This is a genomic window from Bacillus sp. UMB0893 (assembly GCF_002858905.1).
Taxonomy (GTDB): domain Bacteria; phylum Bacillota; class Bacilli; order Bacillales; family Bacillaceae; genus Bacillus_P.
The window spans coordinates 336,843-356,578 of record NZ_PKLB01000004.1 but is presented as its reverse complement, the minus strand read 5'-3'; the positions used below and the strand labels follow the sequence as shown (position 1 = coordinate 356,578).

Annotated in this window: 24 protein-coding genes and 1 pseudogene; 2 read left to right on the top strand and 23 right to left on the bottom strand. The window is 39.8% G+C overall.

What is annotated here, in order from left to right; all coding sequences use genetic code 11:
- Positions 1 to 20: 20 nt before the first annotated feature.
- The 22 genes and pseudogenes from CYJ36_RS11765 to CYJ36_RS11665 all read right to left on the bottom strand — a co-directional run bounded on the left by CYJ36_RS11765 (position 21) and on the right by CYJ36_RS11665 (position 16,697).
- Complete coding sequence (locus CYJ36_RS11765) at positions 21 to 419, bottom strand: hypothetical protein (protein ID WP_101567459.1); 399 nt, start codon at positions 417 to 419, stop codon at positions 21 to 23.
- The gene (locus tag CYJ36_RS11760; protein ID WP_101567458.1) at positions 403 to 753 is read right to left on the bottom strand and encodes a flagellar protein FliT; all 351 of its coding nucleotides are present in this window, start codon (positions 751 to 753) and stop codon (positions 403 to 405) included. Before CYJ36_RS11760 ends, CYJ36_RS11765 begins: the two co-directional genes overlap by 17 nt.
- Positions 753 to 1,154: a flagellar export chaperone FliS gene (gene fliS, locus CYJ36_RS11755; protein ID WP_101567457.1), complete on the bottom strand. Its 402-nt coding sequence runs from the start codon at positions 1,152 to 1,154 to the stop codon at positions 753 to 755. Before fliS ends, CYJ36_RS11760 begins: the two co-directional genes overlap by 1 nt.
- 17 nt (positions 1,155 to 1,171) lie before the next feature.
- The gene (locus CYJ36_RS11750) at positions 1,172 to 2,953 is read right to left on the bottom strand and encodes a flagellar hook-associated protein 2 (RefSeq protein ID WP_101567456.1); all 1,782 of its coding nucleotides are present in this window, start codon (positions 2,951 to 2,953) and stop codon (positions 1,172 to 1,174) included.
- Positions 2,954 to 2,967: 14 nt separating this feature from the next.
- Positions 2,968 to 3,300 carry a flagellar protein FlaG gene (gene flaG / locus CYJ36_RS11745; RefSeq protein WP_101567455.1) on the bottom strand — a complete coding sequence of 111 codons (333 nt, stop codon included), beginning with the start codon at positions 3,298 to 3,300 and terminating at the stop codon, positions 2,968 to 2,970.
- Positions 3,301 to 3,477: 177 nt separating this feature from the next.
- Complete coding sequence (locus CYJ36_RS24810; RefSeq protein ID WP_374702799.1) at positions 3,478 to 3,807, bottom strand: flagellin; 330 nt, start codon at positions 3,805 to 3,807, stop codon at positions 3,478 to 3,480.
- Positions 3,808 to 4,803: 996 nt separating this feature from the next.
- A pseudogene (locus tag CYJ36_RS24805) lies at positions 4,804 to 5,160 on the bottom strand (flagellin N-terminal helical domain-containing protein); the annotation flags it as partial.
- 192 nt (positions 5,161 to 5,352) lie between these two features.
- Positions 5,353 to 5,571: a carbon storage regulator CsrA gene (gene csrA, locus CYJ36_RS11735; protein ID WP_101567453.1), complete on the bottom strand. Its 219-nt coding sequence runs from the start codon at positions 5,569 to 5,571 to the stop codon at positions 5,353 to 5,355.
- Between the two features lie 13 nt (positions 5,572 to 5,584).
- Positions 5,585 to 6,004, bottom strand: coding sequence for a flagellar assembly protein FliW (fliW, locus tag CYJ36_RS11730; protein WP_101567452.1), 420 nt, complete (start codon positions 6,002 to 6,004; stop codon positions 5,585 to 5,587).
- Between the two features lie 23 nt (positions 6,005 to 6,027).
- Positions 6,028 to 6,597 (bottom strand): DUF6470 family protein, encoded by a 570-nt coding sequence (locus CYJ36_RS11725; protein ID WP_101567451.1) that lies wholly within the window; start codon positions 6,595 to 6,597, stop codon positions 6,028 to 6,030.
- A gap of 200 nt (positions 6,598 to 6,797) precedes the next feature.
- A complete protein-coding gene (gene flgL / locus CYJ36_RS11720) occupies positions 6,798 to 7,679 on the bottom strand; it encodes a flagellar hook-associated protein FlgL (RefSeq protein ID WP_101567450.1) in 882 nt (293 codons plus the stop codon).
- 10 nt (positions 7,680 to 7,689) lie between these two features.
- Positions 7,690 to 9,210, bottom strand: a complete 1,521-nt coding sequence (gene flgK / locus CYJ36_RS11715) for a flagellar hook-associated protein FlgK (RefSeq protein WP_101567449.1) — start codon at positions 9,208 to 9,210, stop codon at positions 7,690 to 7,692.
- Positions 9,211 to 9,228: 18 nt separating this feature from the next.
- Positions 9,229 to 9,711, bottom strand: coding sequence for a flagellar protein FlgN (locus CYJ36_RS11710; RefSeq protein WP_101567448.1), 483 nt, complete (start codon positions 9,709 to 9,711; stop codon positions 9,229 to 9,231).
- Positions 9,712 to 9,729: 18 nt separating this feature from the next.
- A complete protein-coding gene (flgM, locus tag CYJ36_RS11705; protein WP_101567447.1) occupies positions 9,730 to 9,993 on the bottom strand; it encodes a flagellar biosynthesis anti-sigma factor FlgM in 264 nt (87 codons plus the stop codon).
- Between the two features lie 70 nt (positions 9,994 to 10,063).
- Complete coding sequence (locus tag CYJ36_RS11700) at positions 10,064 to 10,480, bottom strand: TIGR03826 family flagellar region protein (RefSeq protein ID WP_101567446.1); 417 nt, start codon at positions 10,478 to 10,480, stop codon at positions 10,064 to 10,066.
- A 57-nt stretch (positions 10,481 to 10,537) separates the two neighbouring features.
- Positions 10,538 to 11,230 carry a ComF family protein gene (locus CYJ36_RS11695; protein WP_101567445.1) on the bottom strand — a complete coding sequence of 231 codons (693 nt, stop codon included), beginning with the start codon at positions 11,228 to 11,230 and terminating at the stop codon, positions 10,538 to 10,540.
- Entirely contained in the window at positions 11,227 to 11,511 is a 285-nt protein-coding gene (locus tag CYJ36_RS11690; protein WP_101567444.1) for a late competence development ComFB family protein, read from the bottom strand. Before CYJ36_RS11690 ends, CYJ36_RS11695 begins: the two co-directional genes overlap by 4 nt.
- A gap of 90 nt (positions 11,512 to 11,601) precedes the next feature.
- Complete coding sequence (locus CYJ36_RS11685; protein WP_101567443.1) at positions 11,602 to 13,056, bottom strand: DEAD/DEAH box helicase; 1,455 nt, start codon at positions 13,054 to 13,056, stop codon at positions 11,602 to 11,604.
- A gap of 1 nt (position 13,057) precedes the next feature.
- Complete coding sequence (locus CYJ36_RS11680) at positions 13,058 to 13,243, bottom strand: Myb-like DNA-binding domain-containing protein (RefSeq protein ID WP_101567442.1); 186 nt, start codon at positions 13,241 to 13,243, stop codon at positions 13,058 to 13,060.
- 436 nt (positions 13,244 to 13,679) lie between these two features.
- Positions 13,680 to 14,522: a DegV family protein gene (locus CYJ36_RS11675; protein ID WP_101567441.1), complete on the bottom strand. Its 843-nt coding sequence runs from the start codon at positions 14,520 to 14,522 to the stop codon at positions 13,680 to 13,682.
- 261 nt (positions 14,523 to 14,783) lie between these two features.
- The gene (locus CYJ36_RS11670; RefSeq protein WP_101567440.1) at positions 14,784 to 15,467 is read right to left on the bottom strand and encodes a response regulator; all 684 of its coding nucleotides are present in this window, start codon (positions 15,465 to 15,467) and stop codon (positions 14,784 to 14,786) included.
- Between the two features lie 72 nt (positions 15,468 to 15,539).
- Positions 15,540 to 16,697, bottom strand: a complete 1,158-nt coding sequence (locus CYJ36_RS11665; protein WP_101567439.1) for a sensor histidine kinase — start codon at positions 16,695 to 16,697, stop codon at positions 15,540 to 15,542.
- A 140-nt stretch (positions 16,698 to 16,837) separates the two neighbouring features.
- Between CYJ36_RS11665 and CYJ36_RS11660 the strand changes: the two genes are divergently transcribed.
- Positions 16,838 to 17,473 (top strand): YigZ family protein, encoded by a 636-nt coding sequence (locus CYJ36_RS11660; protein ID WP_101567438.1) that lies wholly within the window; start codon positions 16,838 to 16,840, stop codon positions 17,471 to 17,473.
- A gap of 17 nt (positions 17,474 to 17,490) precedes the next feature.
- Positions 17,491 to 18,504 (top strand): LCP family protein, encoded by a 1,014-nt coding sequence (locus tag CYJ36_RS11655; RefSeq protein WP_101567437.1) that lies wholly within the window; start codon positions 17,491 to 17,493, stop codon positions 18,502 to 18,504.
- A gap of 38 nt (positions 18,505 to 18,542) precedes the next feature.
- Here the strand turns inward: CYJ36_RS11655 and CYJ36_RS11650 are convergent, their stop codons facing one another.
- Positions 18,543 to 19,619, bottom strand: a complete 1,077-nt coding sequence (locus CYJ36_RS11650) for a glycosyltransferase family 4 protein (RefSeq protein WP_101567436.1) — start codon at positions 19,617 to 19,619, stop codon at positions 18,543 to 18,545.
- Positions 19,620 to 19,736: the final 117 nt, after the last annotated feature.

Genomic DNA, 19,736 nt, shown 5'->3' with positions numbered 1-19,736 from the left:
CATCTGAATACAGACGAGGTTCAATGTAAGATATAAGGCATAATATGAGCTTGAATCTCTTTCTTCCATTCAAGAAATAGAGTAAAAAGCTTATCTTTAATATAGCTTTGCAAAATGATAGAGTCATCCTTCGAAGTAGTGAACGGCATCAATTCATCGATAATCCTGTCGAATAAGAGAATCTGCTGCTGCAGGGGTTCATCCTCATTTGCAGCATCATACATGCCAGAATGAATTGAATCAATCTGAACAAACGCATCGATGATATCATTCATCACTCGTTCACCTTCCGTATATTCAATGACCTCAAAGCTTTGGATCAGATACGTAAAGCCTTCCTCAATACTGTTCAGCAGTTCATTATAAGTAAAATAGAGCTCATATTCACTTTGCGAAAAGGGCTTATTTGCGCTTATCATAAAACATACCGTCTACAGCCGTGTTCTGATAAGGATTGACATACTTCTGATTTGAAGATTTTTGGATCTTTAACTGCGTAATATCCTGCTTAATTTCCTGCTTCAATAAATGCAGCTTTTCGTGAATGATTGAGTTCCATTCAGTAATTTCTTTGCCAAGACGCTTTTCCTCAAAATTATATGGAGGCTGAAGCTGCTTAATCAAAGCATCACGCTGTTCCAGCCAATCTTGAATGTTTACAATATGGCTGTCCCTCAAGTCCTTATCTGAAGCCCCGCTCACTTCATCTAGAAGCTGCTTTGTAAGATGATGCAAACTGTCAACCGCACTCACTACACTTGACCGCCTTGTCCGAACTGCTGCTGGCGGTTGGATTGAATGACCTGCTTCCACGTATCACGAAACTCCGTGACATAGCCTTCGACTTCAGCTAGAATGTCTAAATCATTCGACATATTCACTTCAATTAAACGGCGATTCATGTAATCATACATCGACATCATCGATTCTGAAACAGCAGCCTCAGGATTCAGCGTAATCATCAGTTCTTGAATAATACGCTGTGCTTTTTGAAGATTAAGATTCTTGTCCTGAGTATTTTTTTGCTCGATTGCGAGTCGCGCCTGCTTTATAAACTTAAGGCATCCATTATAAAGCATCAGTGTTAATTCGCCTGGTGAAGCCGTACTCACAGAATTTTGCTGATACGCTTGATAAGGGTTGTTAAGTGCCATGTGTATTAACTCCTTTTTTAACCGAATTGCTGCATTAAATAGCTCATTTGATCATTTGAACGCTGAATCGCTTTTTCCATCGCAGTAAACTGTGCCCAATATCGATCTTCGACTTGAGTTAAGCGATCCTCAAAACGAATGATTTGATTATCGATGGATGATAAGTTTCTTCCGATTGTAAACTGCTGGCTAGTGGAACTTGATGTTCCAGCTTTGGCGTTCAGCTTGTCCATCGTTGTTTTTAAATTGTCGTATAGATTGGTTATAATCCCTTTTTCACCGCTTGTTGCTCCACTACTGGTGAATAGCTTTTCAACATCTTCAGGATTTTCTTCGATTGCTTTTTTCAGCTTCGCTTCATCAATAAGGAGCTTTCCGCCTTCACGGTAGTTAGAAGTCGTTGTAATCCCGATGCTCGATAGATGCGTGAACTGCGAACCAGTTGAAGCAGAGAGTGTGGAATAAAAATCTGAACGCATTTGGCTGAGAGCACCTGTTAAGATCGAATCTTTTCTAAGGAGACCGCTTTGCGCTTTTTCATCCCATTGCTCCTGCTGTTTATCAGTGAGCGATTCGCGCTCTTCATCTGATAACGGCTGGTAATCACGGTAGCGTGTTTCATCGGTTTTGGCCTGGATTTTTGCGATTGTTTCATTATATAAGGTTACGTACTTTTTAATATTGTCGAAAACGGCTGTTGTATCGTTGGTTACGTTTATGGATACGGCTGGGTCTGCAGCTGTGAACGTGTCTTTTAGAGTGAAGGTCACACCGCTCATTTCGAAGGTGTTGGACGTGCGTTCTGTTTCTAAGCCGTTGATTGTGAATTTGGCGTTGTTTCCACCGGTTTCAGTTATACCAGAGAACTTTAATACACCATTTAAGAAACCATTTGAAGTAACGATTTCATCACCTGCTGCATTATAGTTCCCTGTTTCTTTTCGCGTTAATGTCACTTGATCTGTAAAAGAATCATAGAATGCGGTTACACCAAGCTCTGAAGAATTAATCTTTGAAAAAACACTATTCAAAGATTCAGTACCCTGAACTAGAAAGCTCTCATTTACCTGTCCTTTTGAAGTATGAGTTCCCATATTAAAAGACATATAGTTTTCAGCGCTGTCAATAACGTAGTCAGCTTTGATTGTACTGCCCTTTTTGATGGAATCCCCGAACGTAAGAGTTCCATCGGTATTTACGTGAACTTTTCCCGCACCTAAATTTGCAAGATCGGTTACAACTTCAAGGGCTTTTCCATCTACTTTTATAACAGCATCTGTGTCAAGGTTTACGAGAGACGTGCCGTCCAGCTTAAAAGAACTGCCATCAGATGGCACTGAAATGGTTTGACTTTTCACAGTTCCTGTCTTCCAGGTAAACTGATCGCCAGCACCAAATTTATCTTTCATTTCATATAAACTTTTAGACGGATCGATTTTATCCGTCGTTACTTTAGAAATCCCACTTGCATTCACCTTAGTAGCAGCAGTCGCCAGCTGATCAACTTTCGAAATACTATAAGAAGATTGACTCGCTGAACTTGTAGCAGTTGCGGTAACTTTATCCGAATTGGAACTGTTCGTTGCGCGCGCACGGTAATTGCTCGTAAGTTTCATATCAAAAGTTGCGTTGCGGAATGAAAACAGCAGGCTGTTCATTTCGCGATAGTCGTCGCGCTGCCATTCAAGCGTTTGTTTATTTTGCTTTAATTTATCAAGCGGCATTCTTTCTGCTTTCATTAAGTCGGCTACAAGGGAATCAATATCCATTCCACTTGCCAAACCACCTATTCGAACCATCCTGAATCACCTCTTTAGATTTTTTTATCCACAACAAAACCGAGAAATTCAGTCATTGCTGCGTAAAGGTCGAGCATTTTGCGCGAAGGAATTTCCCTGACAATTTCCTTCGTTTGATTGTCTACAACGGTTACATAATATTCATTCAGCTTTTCATGAAGCTGAAATTCGATATGTGTATTGGCCGGCTGCAGGAAATCATTGATTCCATTCACCACTTTTTCTATTTCTTCTTTTGGAAAAGAAGGTGTATGTTCTTCTTTATTTAGTTCATTTGTTTTCACTAGTTTCATGTCGAGTTCTGAGATGCGGGGACCAGGCTGCGATGACATTTTTTCAATCACCATAAGGGCCACTCCTGAGTTTTATGTTCTATTGTTTATATCGGTTGAAATTTGAGGATTTATAGTATTCGTTTAAAATAGTGTCCTATGAATATCAGAATAAGTATTTAGGAGGGAAATTGATTCAGAATAAATTAACATAAAAAAGAGACTCTAGCTTAGCTAGAATCTCCAAATTTATTAACGAAGTAATTGAAGTACACCTTGTGGCTGTTGGTTTGCTTGAGCCAACATTGCTTGTGCTGCTTGAGAAAGAATAGAATTTTTAGTTTGCTCCATCATTTCTTTCGCCATGTCTACGTCACGTACACGAGACTCAGCTGCTGTAAGGTTTTCAGATGAAGTACCTAAGTTATTGATCGTATGCTCTAAACGATTTTGGAATGCTCCAAGATTAGAACGCTGAGTTGATACTTTTTCAATTGCATCATTAATTTTAGTAACAGCTTCTTGAGCGCCTTCTTTAGTAGATAAATCAATATCTTTAACTCCTAAAGCATCTGTACGCATATCTTCAACAGTAACTTTCATTGTTTGAGTTTGGTTAGCCCCAATTTGGAAGTCAACTCCGCCACCTTGAGTTGCGCTGCTTTGTTTAGCAAGACCTAATAAATGAGCAGCTTCGCTGTTATCGAATTTAATACTGCTTGTTGCTTTGTCAGAACCACTTTCAATTACGAAAGAGCCATCTTTCACAGAAATAGTTACATTTTCTACCTGCTCACTAGTTGGAACTGTCGCATTGTAATTTGCAATTGCAGTATTGAAATCAGTTTGTAAGGCAGTTGCAACTTCCCCCATATCACCATTTTCTGCAGCTGTAGTTGCAGTCTGGAAATTATTAGTACCAGCTACGTTATCAGATAAGTCAATAGATATTTCTTTTCCATCAACTGTAAAAGTCATTTTAGCTGCTTCTCCTGTTAGACCTTTTGCGGCAGCTACAGCACCAGCACCACCAGCAGAATAAACACCCTCAGAACCTGTAGCTGAAGTTGCATCTGTGCCAACTCCTGTAGTACCAAAAATGTCATTTGCACCGCCGTCATCTAGGAAGTCAACAGTTGAAGTTGAACCAGTTGAACCAGATTTAATTGTAATATCTCCTGCAGCTTCACTTACAGTTACACTAGCAATTTTTGTGTCATTTGCTTTATTATACTTATCAATGGCTGCATTAATATCTTCTTGCATTTTTGCGGCATACCCAGCTCCATCAGATAAAGCGCCTAAACCATCACTAAATGCTTGATAAGAAACTAAATCGAATGTTACATCGATGTTCGCACCATCAATTTTTAATGTAGATGTTGCAGTATTACCTGCTGTTGCTGCATCAATTTGAGTAGTGTCAATTGTAATATCTACGCTTGCTGCTGTTTCTTTACCTACAGCAATACCCATTACAGCAGCGTTGTCAGCACCTGCTACTTTTTTAGCTCCAATTGAACCATCAATGAGTTTCTTTGTATTAAACTCTGTAGTATTACCGATACGATCAATTTCTTCTTTCAACTGAGAAATTTCTGTGTTGATAGATGTACGGTCAGCATCTGTATTAGTATCATTAGAAGATTGAACCCCTAATTCACGCATACGTTGAAGGATTGAATGTGTTTCATTTAACGCACCTTCAGCAGTTTGTAACATTGAGATACCATCTTGTGCATTACGAGAAGCTTGATCTAAACCACGAATCTGTCCACGCATTTTTTCAGAGATTGCAAGACCAGCAGCATCATCACCAGCACGGTTGATACGAAGACCTGAAGATAATTTCTCCATGGATTTAGACTGTGCACCAGAAGCACTGTTCAACTGACGGTAAGTATTAAGAGCCGCAATATTATGATTAATTCTCATTACTAAATTTCCTCCTTGAAATAAATGTTTTTAATTCACATCCATGTGAATTTTTAATTTAACGGCAGAACGACAGCCGGCCGTCTGTTGTTCTGCTTGTTACACTTCTTATATCGACTTCATTCACCATTGTTTTATACTTTTCAGAAAAAAATCATAAAAATACCTTAAGCAATGTGCTTAAGGCGGAATCTATCTATTTTTCAGCTGTTCTAGCAAATTCAACGGAGCTTCAGTTGCTTTGTTATTCTCTTCTTGAATAGAAAGATAAATCTCTTTCCGATGAATCTCTACATGCATCGGCGCTACTATCCCAATCTTTATCTGATCCCCGCTCACCGATAGAACTTTAATCTCAATGTCATCACCAATCTGTATCGCTTCATTCAATTTCCTCGTTAAAACAAGCATTCTTTTCCCTCCCCTATGCTAAGCGATGCTTAGTTGTGTAGTCTGTTTGGTTTAAGATGAGCTGCTTTCCGAGTTTTGTTTTTCTGTTTAGGATGATTGGTCCTTGAAGATTTACAGTTGATTCATTAAATGGTTCTTTCACTGTAAGGATGACCAGTACTTCGACGTCTTGTTCACTTTGAATGTTCAAGCGTTCTTTTGACCCTTCATCGAGATCAAATTCATAGTCTTTAAAAAAGAAGAAAGGGCTTGTCACTACGAATGCGATTCCTGCTGTTTGCACGGATTGAAGGATAAAGAAAGAAGTCTCCTCGTCCAAAGGCAAGAGTACAAATGTTTTCTCTTCCAAAAATCCAGGAATACCTTGTTCAAACGTGATTACCTGTTCTTCTTTAATGTCCAGTTCTCCATGATATTTCGTTTGGATATTCATGCTTCACAATCCTTTTTAGTTGTTTAGATCTTCCTATCAATCGATACGAAGTCTATTGTAAGCTGATTTCTTTCTTTCAGTTCAACCTTAACTTCTCCTGCCTGATAGTCCATAACTGGTTTGTTTGCTTTAGTTTCAATAATAGGAGCGTTTCGTTTCACATCTATTTTAACATCTGCAGGCTGATAATCGAGTTTCACACTGAAATGTGAGGGAATGAAACCAATGTTAAATTGATGCGGCTCGCCTTCACTGTTCTTTTTTGGCTGGGAGGTTAGCGGATTGCCTCCATTCTCAATTCTCATTTGTTCGTCGCCTTGCTGAATGCGTCTTGCTATGCCTGAGAGGACATCCTGATAGCCTTGGCCTGCTGCTTCTTCGATTCTTTTTGAGATGTGCTTTAAATCGACGTCCTCTCTTGCTTTTGTCTGATCAATTGTTAATTTGCCTGGTGTTGTTTGGATGGTTAGTTCTGCTTTTGGCTGCTGGATCGATAGGTCTGCCTTTGGCTGTTCAATCCTAAGTTTTGCATTCACCGTTTCCAAACCTATCTTGGCAAAACGGCTTTCCAGTCTAATCTGAGGAATGTTCATGAGTTGTCCTCCTATTAAGAAAAGCGCAAGCGCCTTGGTCAGCTCAGGCATGGCATAAAAGGGGCTGACGGTGAAGTCCGGTTTTGACTTCATCGGCAGCACCGTTATGACCGAGGAGCTAGGCGCTGGAGCTAGACATGTATACGGTAAACATTTATACTTTCTTAATCTTTAAAAAAGCTATCTTATAGAAAGATAGCTTATCTTAAAAAGTCCATTAATGAAGGCTGAATGATTCTGGCTCCGACTGATAGCGCAGCTCGATGTAGGCTTTCTTGTGATGTCAAATCTATGATAACTTTCTCTAAATCGGCATCTTCATTGTCAGAAAGAATTCTCGTTGCTACTACTTCCTGCTTTCCTACTCGATCTTCAATGAGTTCAAGTCGGTTATATCTTGCACCAAGTTCTGCACGCTCAGCATTCATGATATCTATACGGTCGTCAAGTTTAGTCAGCATGTCATCTGAGCTAGACATATCACCAGATGTTAACGCCTTTTCAATTGAATCCATGACATCAAATAATTCCTTATTAAAAACATTATTGTTGTCAATATTCGCTTTTAGCTTCACGTCTTTTGATACTTCAATTTCAAAGGCAGACGAATCAATAGCAACCGCGACCGTTCCATCTGCGTTTAGTGTCACTGGAGGTGTTTTTGTCTCCGTACCATTAAAAATATATTTTCCGGCAACCTGCGTGTTCGCTGATCCTACTAAATCCTCTTTCAGCTGTTTAATCTCCGCTCCAATTGCCTTCAAATCATCAGGGCTATTTGATCCATTACCCGCTTGAACCATAAGCTCGCGTACACGCTGAAGAACCTGTGTACCCTGCTCAATACCAGCTTCTGAGTTTTCCATCCACTGATAAGCTTCAGAAATGTTGCGCTGGTACTGCTCCACTTCCGTCAAGTTCGTGCGATAATGCATACCTTTCATCGCTACAACCGGATCATCAGATGGACGGTTGATTTTCTTGCCGGTTGCAAGCTGGTCCTGGTATGTTCCCATTTTTTCATAGCTTCTGCTTAAGTTGCGGAGTGAGCTGCTTGCCAGCATGCTTTGGGTTACGCGCATATTGGGTCACCTACCTTCCAAGTCCATTAATAATTGTATCCAGCATTTCATCCGTCAATGAAATCATTTTTGCTGAAGCGTTATAGGCATGCTGAAACTGAATCATATTTGTCATTTCCTCGTCCAATGATACGGCACTGACAGATTGACGGCGTTCGTCGACTGCACTGCGCAGGACATCGCTGTTTCCTGTCAGGCGATTTGATTCTTGGGCGTTAACGGCCATGCCGCCGATTAAGCTTTCATAAAAATCTTGAATGGTCGTTGTTTTTCCGTTAATAGTAAGTGTTTTATTTTTTACTTCTCCAAGAGCAACGGCATTTTCTCCATCACCGATATTGCCTGTTTTAGAAGCAGCAATGTGATCCGTTGAATCTATAATAGATTGGTGAATGTTTATTGAGGCTGCTGCTCCCTTTGGTGTGCTGCCAATTTCAAAAAACGGAGTACTGCCCGTGCCATCTTTAATTTGCTTAATGCTGTAGCCTTCTGACTGTACTTGATTTACCGCAGTTGCAAAACTATATGCCAGCTGATCAAGCTGTGCAAGCATCTCCGGATACAAACCTTCCTCAAACGTTTCTGAACCCACCGTATAAGTACTGCCATATGAATCAATTAAACTTCTAATCTCGCCGGCACTTCCAAAATCACGCACATTCATTTCCTTGCTTCCGATAGAAACTGTTTCAACCAATCCATTTACTGAAGAGGTTTTTATACTGATTTCATTTGTCGTTTTATTTTTCCCGTCCACTAATGTGCCAAGTGATTTGCCGTTATCATTCATCATTTCAACCGTTACAGATCCTTCGGCAACAGCTAGAGAATTTCCGCCGCTTTTTTCCGTTGAAATCTTTATGTTTGCTAACCCTGAAAGCTGATCAAGCAGACGATCCCTCTCATCATACAAGTCGTTCGCTAAATAGCCATGGGGTTCAATTTCAGAAATTTGTTTATTAATTCCATTGATTTGTTTAGCTAGTGAATTGATTTCTTTCATAGACGCATCTAATTCGCTTTTCAATTCTCCTTGAACAGCCTTTAGTGAGGTGGATAGATATTGAAACGTTTCTGCAACTGCTACCCCGCGTTCGCGGACAACTGCCCGGGCGCCAGCATTCTCAGGATTCAGCGCTAAATCCTGCATCGACTGCCAGAAACGGTCAAACGTTTTAGCAAGACCTGTTTCAGATGGCTCGTTCATGATCTCTTCCATTTTTAAAAGAGAGTCTGCACGAGAATCCCAGTATCCAACTTTGTTATTTTCATAGCGGAATTGTGTATCTAGAAAGCTGTCCCTAACTCTTTGGATTGTTCCTGCTTCCACACCTGTTCCCGTTTGGCCTGGGTAATCAGGGCGGTTTTTTGATGCGTATGGAAATGGTTCTGTTTGCACAAAATTGACACGCTGTCTTGTATAGCCTGGCGTGTTGGCATTTGCGATATTATGTCCTGTTGTATTAAGGGCGCTTTGCTGTGTAAACATTCCTCTTTTAGCGATTTCAAGACCTGAAAAAGTCGAGCGCATGGTTCATTCCTCCGAGCATTATGCTTTTGAATCAAATAATGATCTCCGTTTTGGTTCTGACGGTACATTCCCGCCTGGCGGTTTATAGGCCGGAGATTGTTCTTTAGGCATCAGCATGTCCATTGAAAGGGATATAAATTGAAGGGCTTGAAGGGTAAGCTGCTGATTCAGCTGGTTAATGCCCTTTAGCTTTTCCATTAAATCCGTTAATGACAGATAAAGACTTGAAAATTTCTCTTTTTCTGTTCCTTCTGACTTTTCAATGCATGCTGATAATGTTAACTCATCATCCCGATTTAAGTAGGCAGAAGCAAGAGCGATCCGTTCATTTTCAACTTGCTTGATCGCCTGAACATACGTTTGTTCCTGCTTGAGTGTTTCCTGCAACACAGTCAGGTTTTCTGTTTTCAAGGCTTCTGTTTTCGTTTGAGCCAGCTTATAAAGCTGCTGATTTAGCCCGAGCAGTTTTTCAAGCTGTTGAATTAGTGACTGTGCAGACACTGCAAGCCCTCCTTTGTTCTACTTTTGATAATGGTTGATTAAGCTTTGTGCGATTGCTTTAGGATCAATTTTGTATGTTCCGCTCTCTACTTGCTGTTTAATGGCTGCAACCTTTTCCTGTCGTGATTGAACAATGCCATTTTGCTCCTGAAGCTCTTTTGCTTTGTTCGAAATTTGAACTTGATCGTGTTTTTTGGCTGGCTGTGCAGCCGCATCTGCCTGCTTTTCTATGCTGCGTTTGTATGGGTTTATATTCGCTGAATTTAAATGATTGATTTTCATCCTATTCCTCCATTCTCACGTTCTTTTCGCTAGTTACTATATCGGACATATTTATGTGTTTTTAATAGGATTATTTGTATTTGGTAGTATTGGTATAGAACGTTGTTTGCTTTTCTGTGACTTTATGACGACGTTCATCTTCTTGGTCTATTTCATATAGCTGAGTTTTTATGTCTTTTCCGCAAGAAATACAAAGTTTATTTTCTCTAATCAGTTTACCGCATTTTTGACACGGGTAACCGAGATTCGGAAAACTCGCCAGCTGGATTCTGCGCTGTCTGATAAACTTCAAAATGAGTTCTTCTTCCACACCAGTATGCTCTTCTACATCGGTCAAAGTTGCTGTACGATTTTTGCTGTGCTTTAAAAAGCCGTATACGACTTCGAACTTTCTTTCTTCTTCTTTATGACACGTATCACAAACCGTTTTGAATTGAGTTTTAACAAATAATTGGTAGCATTCCGGACAGTTCGATAGTTCTCCCATTTATGATTCTCCTATCATTGTACTATATCTTTTATATCGGAGCGTGTTTGAAAACGTTTAGCCTCGAACCAAGGTAAGGGAGGAAACACTTCCCGCGCCTTTTTCAATCAAAAGCTTTGCTGCGTGCCTGATCGTTGTTCCGGTTGTATAGATGTCATCAATAAGAAGGAGTTTTTTATTAAATATTTCAGAGGAATCATTTATGAAAAAGACATTCTCAGTCTGGAGCCGCTCATTTCTTGTTTTTTTCGATTGTTTTTCAAAGTGAACACGCATGAGAGGTTCAATGATAGGAGCGTTAAGTTGTTCAGCCAGTAAACGTGCTTGATTAAAGCCCCGTTCGTAGAGCCTTTCTTTACTTAAAGGAATGGGTACAAGAAGATAGTCGTTTCCGAAGTTTTTCGTGAAGATCGTGTGAAGGGATTGTTGAAAAAGGTTTGCTAATATGGCATCACCCCGGTATTTATAGCGGGCGATCAGATCTTTCATAAATTCGTTGTAGTGAAAAACGGAGCGATTGCTGGTGAGCACTGTTCCAAACACTGGATCATCAAGCCAGCGCTCACAGTCATAACAGGTTTTCTCTTCCGTTTGAGACCTATTGCACATCGGACATACGGTCCCATCTATAAGACTAAACTTAGATGAACAATCCCCACAGCAGTTCCGGGTTTGTTCATCTATGAAAAAAACACTTCTCCAGGAAACACTTTTTTCAAGCTCAGTGTGGCAAATGAGACATCTCTTCATGATTCCCCCCTGACATAATTTTCACAGCGCGGCACATCTGACACGATTTTTGCGCATTCAGCCAATTTAACGATCAATGTCGTCATTTGCTGCTTGTCGACAAATTCTGCTTTGACATAAGCCACTTTATCAGGATTGGTGACGTATCTTGGCTGAATTCGGTTTAAGACAAGAGCAAGGACATCATTCAGGCATTCGTCGCATGTACAATTCATTTGCAAAGCGGACTTATATTCATCCAGTAAGTCAATCATAATTCGTTCCATCGCGTTTACTACCAAGGTTTTACCTCCATCTATACCATCTTTGTAGATGATTATGCCACAGAAGGAATATGTTTGATAGAAATAATACCTTAAACAGTTACATAGTCACTCTTTTGCCTCTTCATTCATCATTTGGATGTGCTTTTTGGCACGAATCATTGCTTCTGTTTTGCCGTAATGAAAAAAGCGGACATCACCATTAGGATGCTGTGCACTTCTGCCTACACGGCCGGAAATTTGTACGAGCGCACTCTCAGTGAAAACACTGTCCTCTGATCCTAAAACTGCGACATCTGAGTTTGGGATGGTCACTCCTCTTTCTAAAATAGTAGTGGTTATGATGATTGGAATGTCTCTATTTCGGAAGCCCTGAACCTTTTCCTTCCGATTTGGATCTTCTGCATGGACACCTACTATTGCAGGATATGATTTTTTTAAGATAGCGACTGTTTCTTCCAAAACAGGGATAGATGGAACGAATAGGAAGGCTTGTTTTTCTTGATCTAAGTGAGAGGTGATCCAATCTTGGACACTTTGAGGAAGTTTTCCTTTTTGAAGAGAGCGTTTATAATTTCCGCACCATGAGAAAGAAGGAACAGGCAGATGATGACCGTGGAATCTTTGAGGAATTTTCACTTGGTTTTTAATTGATTTTTTCAAAATCTCAGAAGGTGTGGCGGTTAAATATATTAGGGAGCTGTGCTCTTTCCTGGCGCGGTTAACGGCAAACTGCAGACTTTGATCAGCTGAAAAAGGAAAGGCGTCCACTTCATCTATGATCATCACATCAAATGCTTTCTCAAATCGAAGCAGCTGATGCGTCGTGGAAATGGTGAGGTTCGCTCGCTTAAAACGATCTTCGCTGCCGCCGTATAAGGCAGCGATTTCTGCTTGAGAAAAAACTGACTCCAGCCTTGGTGCAAGTTCGAGAACAACATCCGTACGAGGTGTTGCGATGCAAACCCGCATATTGTCATTTAGAGCTCTTTCGATGCCCTTGAAAAGCATTTCTGTTTTTCCTGCTCCACAGACAGCCCAAATGAGCAAATCGCTTTTCGTTTCAAGTGCGCCTAGCATTTGGTCTGATCCTTTTTCCTGATTTCGTGATAACTGCCCATCCCACTTCATGGATTTAAATTCACTTTGATCAGCCACTTCCGGACCGATCCAGCTGATAAGAGGTGTGCATTCACTGACTCTCCCCATCAAGATGCAAGAACGGCAATAGGTACAATTTTCACCGCATCTTGCACATTGAAAGGATCCGATCAAGCTAATATCATCATTGCTGCAACGATTGCATCTAAGTAATTTACTCGTTTTCTCCATGCCATACTCATACATCACATATCCATTTTCATAATGCTGGTGAATGATTTCGAACTGAAATGGGGTCTCATCAAAAAGCAGCTTTCTTCCCTGAAGGTGGGTTTGGAGGTCTTTAGAATAAGCAAACGATGGATTGGTTTGGCTAACACAGATGGGTTGCTTTGAAATAGGAAGTCCTTCATCGAGACTTTCTGTAGGTTTCAACAATCCCTTATGTATTATAAATCTCATTCTACTCTTGATCGAATTTTGTTTTTTCGATTTTTCTGAATCGTTTTTCTACACTGATTGGTGTGCGATTCAATTGTTTGGCAATTTCCCTGAATCTGACGCCCTGGTTTCTAAGGTCCATTAGCTTTCTGTCTTCTAATGTCGTCCAGTGACGATATGCCCTTTTATTTAAATCAATTTCCTGCAATGTCATCTCTCCTCTAATTAAGTAAAGTGCTATCTTAAGTATCTAAAATTTTGCAGGAATTGTCTAGTGATATCAACTAATAACATATAGTGGAAAACTAGATTTTCGGTATGAATTTCGTTATTTTTTCGTTGAAATTGTCATTTTCGTTTCGGAGACCGAAAGAATCATGATGAGGATGCTTATTTGCCATAATGCATTTGGCGGATTTTGGTTTCCATTTGGTCTGGAATCAGCTTGTTTGTTATGTACATAATTTCAGGATGGATGCATCAGAGCTTACTCCCAAAAACTGGTCGCTAACTATCAAAAATTCCTTTTTCACTTGCAAAAATAAGGGTTTTACTTTCAAGTTTTTGCGTATTATTTCCGTTTTTACATAAATACCCTTTTGGACTAAAGTAAAAACCACAGTTCTCAAACTGTGGTCTCCTGCCTATCTTTTATACCAGCCAAGCCCCATTGCGCCTTCACCTAAATGTGTCCCAATCACTGGACCAAAATAGCTGATGGAAAACTCTACATGTGGGTACTTTGCTTCTAAATCTTTTTTCATATGCTGTGCATCTTCTGGACGATTTGCATGAATTATGACCGCCCGCATCGGAGCGCCAGTGCTTGCGACCTCATCAAAAAGCTCATAAATGCGATTGAGTGCTTTTTTCCGTGTGCGGATTTTTTCAAAAGGAACGATCAATTTATCGACAAAATGCAAAATTGGTTTTACCTGCAATAAGCTTCCAATCAGTGCCTGCGCTCCGCTCAAACGGCCTCCACGCTGAAGATGAGATAAATCATCGACCATGAAATACGCTTGGATCGACCTTTTCACTTCGTTCAGACGGGTCATAATTTCTTCCGGTGATTTCCCATCTGCAGCAAGCTCCGCAGCCTCAATGGCATAAAACCCCTGAACCATACAGCTGACTTCCGAGTCAAACGCATAAACATCAATTGTTTCAACCATTTGTCCAGCAGATACAGCCCCGTTGTAAGTACCGCTGATTCCGCTTGATAAATGAACACTGATGACAGCATCATACTCTTTCGACAGTGTTTCGAACAATTCCACAAACTTGCCGACTGAAGGCTGTGAAGTTGTCGGCAATTCTCCCCTGTTTTTTACTTCTTCATAAAAATCAGCAGCTGAAATTTCAACTTCCTCCTGGTACATTTCCTGTCCAAAAATAACACTCAGGGGAATCATATGTATATTCAACCGATCGCGTATCTCTTTTGGAATATAAGCTGTACTATCCGTTACTATTGCCGTTTTCATATATGTACCATCCTTGTATCGACTTCTCTTAGTCCTATTTTATAGGAAAATGCCTTTAATATCATTACTTTTATTTGTAAAAAAATGGTGAAGGCCATTATTTCAATTTTATTATCCGGAAATTCAGTTTTACATCCGAATTCTTATTAGCAAGTCAGAAAGACCTATTTTCCGCCAATAATAAAAAATCCCTGCTATCTACTATAACAGGGATTTGCTTTATATAGAAATGCAATTTTAAAAAACCTGCCGAAGCAGGTTTTATCGAACTTCCACCCAGCCGTTTTTAATAGCAACGACTACAGCTTGAGTACGGTCATTAACGTTCATTTTTTGAAGAATGTTACTTACGTGGTTTTTAACTGTTTTCTCACTGATGAAAAGAGCTTCACCGATGCCGCGGTTGCTTTTTCCGTCCGCAAGCATTTGCAGTACTTCACATTCACGGCGAGTTAAAATATGTAATGGGCGTCGGATTTCTGTTGCAATGGCAGTTGTGCCTCCGCCTGATCCGCTTGTAGCAAGACGTCTGAACTCATTCACAAGATTATGGGTTACTTTAGGGTGCAAGTAAGATCCTCCATCAGAAACGACCTTTACAGCTTCAATGAGTGTATCTGCATCCATTTCTTTCAGCAAATAGCCGCGAGCGCCTGTTTTTAAAGCGTGAGTTACATAATTCTCATCGTCATGAATGGATAAAATGATAACTTTTGTTTCAGGATTTGCTTCCACTAGCTGTTTTGTTGCTTCTACACCGTTAACTTTCGGCATATTAATGTCCATGATGACAACATCTGGCTTGCTATCTTCAACGATGGCTAATGCGTCTTCACCGTCATCGCCTTCTGATACAACTTCAAAGCTTGGTTCGAAATCCAAGATTCGTTTAACACCTTCTCGGAATAATTGGTGATCATCAATAATCGCAATTCTAGTCTTCATGCATACGCCTCCCATTTTTTTATTCTAGACTATTACACGGCTATGCCGTCAATATGCCTTTGGTCTATTCTTTTATACGTTCAGCGGTACCTGTATCATAATGAATGTCCCTAGTCCTATTTTAGAGTCAATCGTCATTCGGCCATTTAAGAGCTCCACCCGTTCCCTCATGCCTAAAAGTCCAAAAGACTTATTCTGGTTTTGCTTCATTTCTCTCGTATCAAAACCTTTACCATTATCTTTAATCATCAGAATAATATTATTCTGATTAACCTCAACTTTCACCTGTATCTCGCGGGCTTCAGCGTGTTTCAAGGCATTGGTAACAGCTTCCTGTGCGAGCCTGAAAAGGGCTACTTCAAACCTGGGAGGAAGACGATTCTCTTCAAAATCACCAAGGCTTGTGAATAAAATACGTGCCTTCCCATTATACTCTTCGATCGTATAAAGGTACTTTCTGAGGGTTGGTATGAGTCCAAGGTCATCCAGTGCCATTGGCCTCAGATCGTAAATAATTCTTCGCACTTCATACAGCGCATTGCGGACATTTTGGCGAAGACTGCGGATTTCTTTAAATCCCTCTTCAGTCCCGCGTTCGCGGAAAATACGTTCAATCAGCTCAGAACGCATCATCACGTTCGCAAGCATTTGCGCCGGCCCATCGTGAATTTCCCGTGAAACCCGCTTGCGCTCCTCTTCCTGCGCTTCAATAATCCTAAGACCAAAATCCTGCTTCTGCTGTGCATCTTCAATCAGCAGCCCAACTTGACGGAGATCCTGGTTCAAATAAGTCAAGACAACCGATATCTGGCTGACAAGCACTTCTGCCCGCTCAATCGTTTCCTGAAGACCAAGCAATCTTCGCTCCAGATCATCTCTGCGGTCTCTCAGCTGCTTTTCCTTTTGCTGAAGCATTGTAAGCTCAACCTGAAGCTTATGAGCCTTCTCATACGCTTCTCTAATCTCTTCCTCGCTGAATTGCTTGAAATGCTTACTGACCTCTGAAAGGCGCTTTCTGGCAAACCTGGCATGAACCTCAAGCTTGTCTCCCTGCTCGATCACATCATTTACCTGTATTTTAATTTGTTTCAATTCCTCAACGAGCTCTTCATATTGATGACGGGACTGTTCGCCGATCTTAAAGATCTCGCCCTTGCTGCCATCAACCGTCGCTACCATTTTATCCAATATTTGATCCAGCACTTTGCAGTCAAGCTTCTTGGAGTCCAACTATATCTCCTCCACTAATGGGGTAAAATAAAGTTCACATAATATAATGATTGAAGTGAAAATTTTGTCGCTTTATAATATAAGAATGTGCATTTAAAATTCCATTTGCCTTCTATAAGCTTTCAAGGAGGTGTAAAAGCATGCTTTCACACTATTATACCGTAAAAGGATACGGAGAGCATGAACTATCGATACAGAAATCACGTTTTATTTGTTATATAAACCGCGCAACAACCGAAGAAGAGGCCCAGGCCTTCATTCAGCAGATAAAAAAGAAGCATTGGGATGCGACACATAACTGCTCGGCCTATTTAATTGGCGAACAAGATTTGATCCAAAAAGCAAATGACGATGGTGAACCAAGCGGAACCGCAGGCGTCCCCATCCTTGAAGTTCTGAAAAAAAGAAAACTAAAAGACACTGTAGCAGTCGTTACCCGTTATTTCGGCGGTATTAAACTTGGCGCCGGAGGACTGATTCGAGCTTACGGCAGCTCCACTTCCGAAGCACTGAATGCAATTGGCATTGTTGAGCGGAAGTTAACGCGTGTAATGCATACTAAAATTGACTATACATGGCTTGGAAAAGTTGAAAACGAACTCAGGAATTCAAACTTCCAGCTTAAAGAAATTCACTACCTTGATTCCGTAGAGGTTGAAACGTATGTGGATGAAGAGCAGAAGGAACAGTTTACCGATTGGATGACTGAACTGACGAATGGTCAGAGTGAGATTTTTGAGGGTGCTATTATATATTTAGAAATACCCAAAATTTAATACACAAGGAGTAATTTATGAATAGGCAGCAAGTAAAAAAGATAAAGAAAAAAAAGAAGCGATCCATATTTAGACGAATTCTACTTTTATTTTTCATTCTTTTTCTCTTCGTAGGCGGTTATGCAGGGTATGTTTTTTTTCAAACTTTTCAAGCCGCAAACAATTCATTTGATGATTTAGGAAGAGATAAATCAAAACTCAGGGATGAGGCAGTAAATATTTCAAATGATCCCGTTTCTGTTTTATTAATGGGTGTTGAAAATTACTCAAGTGGTGGATCGGGTGGCCGTGCTGATACATTGATGGTCGCTACATTTAATCCTAAGGATCAAACGATGAAATTATTAAGTATTCCTCGTGATACTCGAGTGAAAATTCCTGGAAAAGAAACCAAACGCAAAATCAACTCTGCTTACTCAACTGGCGGTAAGGAATTATCAATAGAAACAGTTGAAGATTTTTTAGAAATTCCTATTGATTACTATGCAACTGTTAATTTTGAAGGATTTAAAAACATCATTGACATCGTCGATGGAATAACAGTAGATGTACCATTTGATTTCACTCAAAACAGTGATGATCGAAAAGCTGAAAAACTTGAATTTACTGAAGGTCCAATGAAGATGGATGGAAGATATGCTTTAGCGTATGCTAGAATGCGTCTCCAAGATCCGAATAATGATATCGGCAGAAATGAAAGACAGCAGCAAGTTGTAAAGGCTGTAATTAATAAAATTATTTCTGCTGGTACATTGCTTAAAGTTGACGAACTAACCAATGAAGTCGGAAAAAATGTTGAAACAAATATGAGAATGTCTGAACTACTAGGTTTTTATCAAAAATACTCTGATTTCAGTACAAATAAGATTGAAACCGTTAAGCTTGAAGGTGTTGGAGAATACATTGGAAATGCAGCTTATTGGATACCTGACGAAACAAGTATTGAGGAAGTAAGAGATGAACTACAAGAGCATTTAGAATATGGAAAATCAGAAGAAGAAAAAGCTGTAAATAGTAATAGTGGTTTATAAGGTAACAAAAACCGCATGGATAAAGTCCATGCGGTTTTCTAATTGTCTTTTTGAGGTTTAGCTGTTAATTTTCTAAAAATATTTATGAGCGGTTTATGACCGTCTCCAATTAAGCCTACTAATTCTGCTGCTATCTGGATGAAAAGAAGCAAGATCATCATGATGACTAAAGAAATCCACAAGGTAGCATTAGAGAATATGATTGCTGATATTCCAAAGCAAGCGCTAAAGAAATATATTAACAATACGGATTTCCTATGACTAAATCCAAGATCAACCAAACAATAATGAAGGTGCATTTTATCCGGAGCAGCAATACTCCGTCTGTTTAGAAGCCTTCTCACTATAGCGAAAAGTGTATCAAAAATTGGAATAGCCAATACGATAATCGGGATAATAAAACTGAATAAAGTAATGTTTTTAAACAATCCCATCATAGAGATTATTGAGATCGAATACCCTAAAAACAGGGCTCCTGTATCACCCATGAATATACTTGCCGGGTAAAAATTGTGTATTAAAAAGCCCAAACTACTCCCGATTAAGATGACACATAACGAGACCACGATAAATTGATAATCACTAAAAGCCATAATTAGTATACTTGTCATTGCGATGGAGGATACCCCGGCAGCCAATCCATCTAATCCATCAATAAGGTTGATCGCATTTGTAACTCCCACTATCCAAAGTACTGTAACTGGATAACTCCAATAGTCCAAGTAAATCAATCCAAAAAACGGAAGTGTGATTTTACTGATTAAAAGACCTGATGAAGCTACAGTGATAGCTGCAACCAACTGTCCTAAAAATTTGTATCTTGCCTGTAAAGTAAATAGATCATCTAAAATTCCAACAAGTACTATAATGAATGCTCCAATAATAACTTCAGTCATATAGACAGCAGTGGGCCTCAAATAAAGGTATCCGGCAATAACACCGATAAAAATACCTAATCCGCCTAGCCGCGGCATTAATTGTACATGAATTTTCCTGCTATTAGGCTTGTCAACTGCACCTATTTTCACTGCTAATTTCTTTATCAAAGGCGTAACAGATACAGCAACAGTAAACGATATTATGAATGCTATAATATAATTAAGATAATCTAACATGGTTACACCAACTTGTGTGAGATATTTACACTTCCTCCATCATAGCAAAAATATATAAACTTGCAATTATTATTTTGTTAACATTGTATGGCGTTTATCCACTATTCAAGAATATAA